Origin of the sequence: Sphaerotilus natans, from assembly GCF_900156335.1 — a bacterium.
Lineage (GTDB): Bacteria > Pseudomonadota > Gammaproteobacteria > Burkholderiales > Burkholderiaceae_C > Sphaerotilus > Sphaerotilus natans.
In genome coordinates this window covers 1-5,047 of record NZ_FTMZ01000057.1, presented here as the reverse complement: position 1 = coordinate 5,047, position 5,047 = coordinate 1, and the positions used below count along the sequence as shown (strand labels likewise).

The 5,047-nt window shown below is 53.7% G+C and carries 2 tRNA genes and 2 rRNA genes; all 4 read left to right on the top strand.

Features of this window, described 5'->3' with window-relative positions:
- The first annotated feature begins 10 nt into the window (after positions 1 to 10).
- The 4 genes from BW996_RS20930 to BW996_RS20915 all read left to right on the top strand — a co-directional run bounded on the left by BW996_RS20930 (position 11) and on the right by BW996_RS20915 (position 5,016).
- Positions 11 to 1,535: ribosomal RNA gene (locus tag BW996_RS20930) — 16S ribosomal RNA — on the top strand.
- A 119-nt stretch (positions 1,536 to 1,654) separates the two neighbouring features.
- Positions 1,655 to 1,731, top strand: a tRNA-Ile gene (locus tag BW996_RS20925).
- 10 nt (positions 1,732 to 1,741) lie between these two features.
- Positions 1,742 to 1,817, top strand: a tRNA-Ala gene (locus BW996_RS20920).
- 320 nt (positions 1,818 to 2,137) lie between these two features.
- Positions 2,138 to 5,016, top strand: a 23S ribosomal RNA gene (locus BW996_RS20915).
- Together the 16S and 23S rRNA genes with 2 tRNA genes alongside form the textbook arrangement of a ribosomal RNA operon.
- The last annotated feature ends 31 nt before the right edge of the window (positions 5,017 to 5,047 follow it).

The following is a 5,047-nucleotide window of genomic DNA, read 5'->3' as shown; positions in this document are numbered from 1 at the left end:
CAACAAGATCGAACTGAAGAGTTTGATCCTGGCTCAGATTGAACGCTGGCGGTATGCCTTACACATGCAAGTCGAACGGTAGAGGGGCAACCCTTGAGAGTGGCGAACGGGTGAGTAATACATCGGAACGTGCCCAGTCGTGGGGGATAACGTAGCGAAAGCTACGCTAATACCGCATACGACCTGAGGGTGAAAGCGGGGGATCGCAAGACCTCGCGCGATTGGAGCGGCCGATGGCAGATTAGGTAGTTGGTGGGGTAAAGGCCTACCAAGCCTGCGATCTGTAGCTGGTCTGAGAGGACGACCAGCCACACTGGGACTGAGACACGGCCCAGACTCCTACGGGAGGCAGCAGTGGGGAATTTTGGACAATGGGCGCAAGCCTGATCCAGCCATACCGCGTGCGGGAAGAAGGCCTTCGGGTTGTAAACCGCTTTTGTCAGGGAAGAAATCTTCTGGGCTAATACCTCGGGAGGATGACGGTACCTGAAGAATAAGCACCGGCTAACTACGTGCCAGCAGCCGCGGTAATACGTAGGGTGCAAGCGTTAATCGGAATTACTGGGCGTAAAGCGTGCGCAGGCGGTTCCATAAGACAGATGTGAAATCCCCGGGCTCAACCTGGGAACTGCATTTGTGACTGTGGGGCTAGAGTACGGTAGAGGGGGATGGAATTCCGCGTGTAGCAGTGAAATGCGTAGATATGCGGAGGAACACCAATGGCGAAGGCAATCCCCTGGACCTGTACTGACGCTCATGCACGAAAGCGTGGGGAGCAAACAGGATTAGATACCCTGGTAGTCCACGCCCTAAACGATGTCAACTGGTTGTTGGGAGGGTTTCTTCTCAGTAACGAAGCTAACGCGTGAAGTTGACCGCCTGGGGAGTACGGCCGCAAGGTTGAAACTCAAAGGAATTGACGGGGACCCGCACAAGCGGTGGATGATGTGGTTTAATTCGATGCAACGCGAAAAACCTTACCTACCCTTGACATGGCAGGAATCCCGCAGAGATGTGGGAGTGCTCGAAAGAGAGCCTGCACACAGGTGCTGCATGGCCGTCGTCAGCTCGTGTCGTGAGATGTTGGGTTAAGTCCCGCAACGAGCGCAACCCTTGTCATCAGTTGCTACGAAAGGGCACTCTGATGAGACTGCCGGTGACAAACCGGAGGAAGGTGGGGATGACGTCAGGTCCTCATGGCCCTTATGGGTAGGGCTACACACGTCATACAATGGCCGGTACAGAGGGCTGCCAACCCGCGAGGGGGAGCTAATCCCAGAAAACCGGTCGTAGTCCGGATCGTAGTCTGCAACTCGACTGCGTGAAGTCGGAATCGCTAGTAATCGCGGATCAGAATGTCGCGGTGAATACGTTCCCGGGTCTTGTACACACCGCCCGTCACACCATGGGAGCGGGTTCTGCCAGAAGTAGTTAGCCTAACCGCAAGGAGGGCGATTACCACGGCAGGGTTCGTGACTGGGGTGAAGTCGTAACAAGGTAGCCGTATCGGAAGGTGCGGCTGGATCACCTCCTTTCTGGAAAAGACGCTGCACCTGACTGCACAACAGTCCAGGCAGCAGAGTCAAAAACAGTACGACACTCAAATCAATGCGCCCACACTTATCGGTTGTCACGACAGAGTCAGAAGAGATTGGGGTCTGTAGCTCAGTCGGTTAGAGCACCGTCTTGATAAGGCGGGGGTCGTTGGTTCGAATCCAACCAGACCCACCACCAATGTTCAGGGGGATTAGCTCAGCTGGGAGAGCACCTGCTTTGCAAGCAGGGGGTCGTCGGTTCGATCCCGTCATCCTCCACCATCACTTCTGAAATCGATCAGGGCAGACCTGAGCGTTGAATGCAGCGCTCAGGCCTGTCTCGAAAGAGGCTGTTGTTCTTTAAAAATTCGTAGAGTCGAATCAGCGTTGTTGGCGGAAATGCCGCAGGGGTAAAGGCCTGTAGGCAACCGTGCCGCCAATGACAATTGATTGCGTCACCAGACATCAATGATGTCCGGAAGAAATTCCGGACCGAGTTGAAAGTACGGCAAACGTAGATACTCAAACACATGACCTGGCGAAGTCAGTCAGGTCGGTGCAGTCCTTGACGATGTCGGATGCGTCCGATGTCAAAGTTATAGGGTCAAGTGACTAAGTGCATGTGGTGGATGCCTTGGCGATTACAGGCGACGAAGGACGTGATAGCCTGCGAAAAGCTGCGGGGAGCTGGCAAATGAGCTTTGATCCGCAGATGTCCGAATGGGGAAACCCACCCGCAAGGGTATTGCATGCTGAATACATAGGTATGCAAGGCGAACCCGGCGAACTGAAACATCTCAGTAGCTGGAGGAAAAGACATCAACCGAGATTCCGAAAGTAGTGGCGAGCGAAATCGGAAGAGCCTGCTAGTGATAGCACGGGACTTAACAGAACGGCATGGAAAGGCCGGCCACAGTGGGTGATAGCCCCGTATGTGAAAAGACCTGTGTGGTACTGAGCTAGCGACAAGTAGGGCGGGACACGTGAAATCCTGTCTGAAGATGGGGGGACCATCCTCCAAGGCTAAATACTCGTAATCGACCGATAGTGAACCAGTACCGTGAGGGAAAGGCGAAAAGAACCCCGGGAGGGGAGTGAAATAGATCCTGAAACCGCATGCATACAAAAAGTCGGAGCCCTCCGGGGTGACGGCGTACCTTTTGTATAATGGGTCAGCGACTTACATTCAGTGGCAAGCTTAACCGAATAGGGTAGGCGCAGGGAAACCGAGTCCGAACAGGGCGTCTTCAGTCGCTGGGTGTAGACCCGAAACCAGGTGATCTATCCATGGCCAGGATGAAGGTGCGGTAACACGCACTGGAGGTCCGAACCGACTAGTGTTGCAAAACTAGCGGATGAGCTGTGGATAGGGGTGAAAGGCTAAACAAACCTGGAAATAGCTGGTTCTCTCCGAAAACTATTTAGGTAGTGCCTCAAGTATTACCGTCGGGGGTAGAGCACTGTTTAGGCTAGGGGGTCATGGCGACTTACCAAACCTATGCAAACTCCGAATACCGATGAGTACAGCTTGGGAGACAGAGCACCGGGTGCTAACGTCCGGACTCAAGAGGGAAACAACCCAGACCGCCAGCTAAGGTCCCTAAAATTGGCTAAGTGGGAAACGAAGTGGGAAGGCTAAAACAGTCAGGATGTTGGCTTAGAAGCAGCCATCATTTAAAGAAAGCGTAATAGCTCACTGATCGAGTCGTCCTGCGCGGAAGATGTAACGGGGCTCAAGCCAGTTACCGAAGCTGCGGATGCACCGCAAGGTGCGTGGTAGGAGAGCGTTCTGTAAGCCTGTGAAGGTGTCTTGAGAAGGATGCTGGAGGTATCAGAAGTGCGAATGCTGACATGAGTAGCGTTAAAGGGGGTGAAAAGCCCCCTCGCCGTAAGCGCAAGGTTTCCTACGCAACGTTCATCGGCGTAGGGTGAGTCGGCCCCTAAGGCGAGGCAGAGATGCGTAGCTGATGGGAAACAGGTGAATATTCCTGTACCGATTGCAAGTGCGATGTGGGGACGGAGAAGGTTAGCTCAGCCGGGTGTTGGATGTCCCGGTTCAAGCGTGTAGTCGTGCCCTCTAGGCAAATCCGGAGGGCTAAGATGAGGCGTGATAACGAGTCTGCTTGCAGACGAAGTGAGTGATACCCTGCTTCCAAGAAAAGCCACTAAGCTCCAGCTTGCAACGACCGTACCGCAAACCGACACTGGTGCGCGTGATGAGTATTCTCAGGCGCTTGAGAGAACTCTGGAGAAGGAACTCGGCAAATTGACACCGTAACTTCGGAAGAAGGTGTGCCTTCAGTCAGTGAAACCCCTCGCGGGTGGAGCTAAACGAGGCCGCAGAGAATCGGTGGCTGCGACTGTTTAATAAAAACACAGCACTCTGCAAAGACGAAAGTCGACGTATAGGGTGTGACGCCTGCCCGGTGCTGGAAGATTAAATGATGGGGTGCAAGCTCTTGACTGAAGTCCCAGTAAACGGCGGCCGTAACTATAACGGTCCTAAGGTAGCGAAATTCCTTGTCGGGTAAGTTCCGACCTGCACGAATGGCGTAACGATGGCCACACTGTCTCCTCCAGAGACTCAGCGAAGTTGAAATGTTTGTGATGATGCAATCTCCCCGCGGAAAGACGGAAAGACCCCATGAACCTTTACTGTAGCTTTACATTGGACTTTGAACAGATCTGTGTAGGATAGGTGGGAGGCTTTGAAGCCAGGACGCTAGTTCTGGTGGAGCCGACGTTGAAATACCACCCTGGTGTGTTTGAGGTTCTAACCTTGGTCCCTTATCGGGATTGGGGACAGTGTATGGTGGGCAGTTTGACTGGGGCGGTCTCCTCCCAAAGTGTAACGGAGGAGTTCGAAGGTACGCTAGCCACGGTCGGAAATCGTGGTGATAGTGCATTGGCATAAGCGTGCTTGACTGCGAGACTGACAAGTCGAGCAGGTACGAAAGTAGGACAAAGTGATCCGGTGGTTCTGTATGGAAGGGCCATCGCTCAACGGATAAAAGGTACTCTGGGGATAACAGGCTGATACCGCCCAAGAGTTCATATCGACGGCGGTGTTTGGCACCTCGATGTCGGCTCATCTCATCCTGGGGCTGTAGCCGGTCCCAAGGGTATGGCTGTTCGCCATTTAAAGAGGTACGTGAGCTGGGTTTAAAACGTCGTGAGACAGTTTGGTCCCTATCTTCCGTGGGCGCTGCAGAATTGAGAGAGCCTGCTCCTAGTACGAGAGGACCGGAGTGGACGCACCTCTGGTGTACCGGTTGTCACGCCAGTGGCATCGCCGGGTAGCTATGTGCGGAAGAGATAACCGCTGAAAGCATCTAAGCGGGAAACTCGTCTCAAGATAAGTTCTGCCGGGGCCTCGAGCCCCCTGAAGAGTCGTTCAAGACCAGGACGTTGATAGGCTGGGTGTGGAAGAGCGGTAACGCTTTAAGCTAACCAGTACTAATTGCTCGTGAGGCTTGACCCTATAACTTTGACATTCCTGTCAAGGTAAGAGT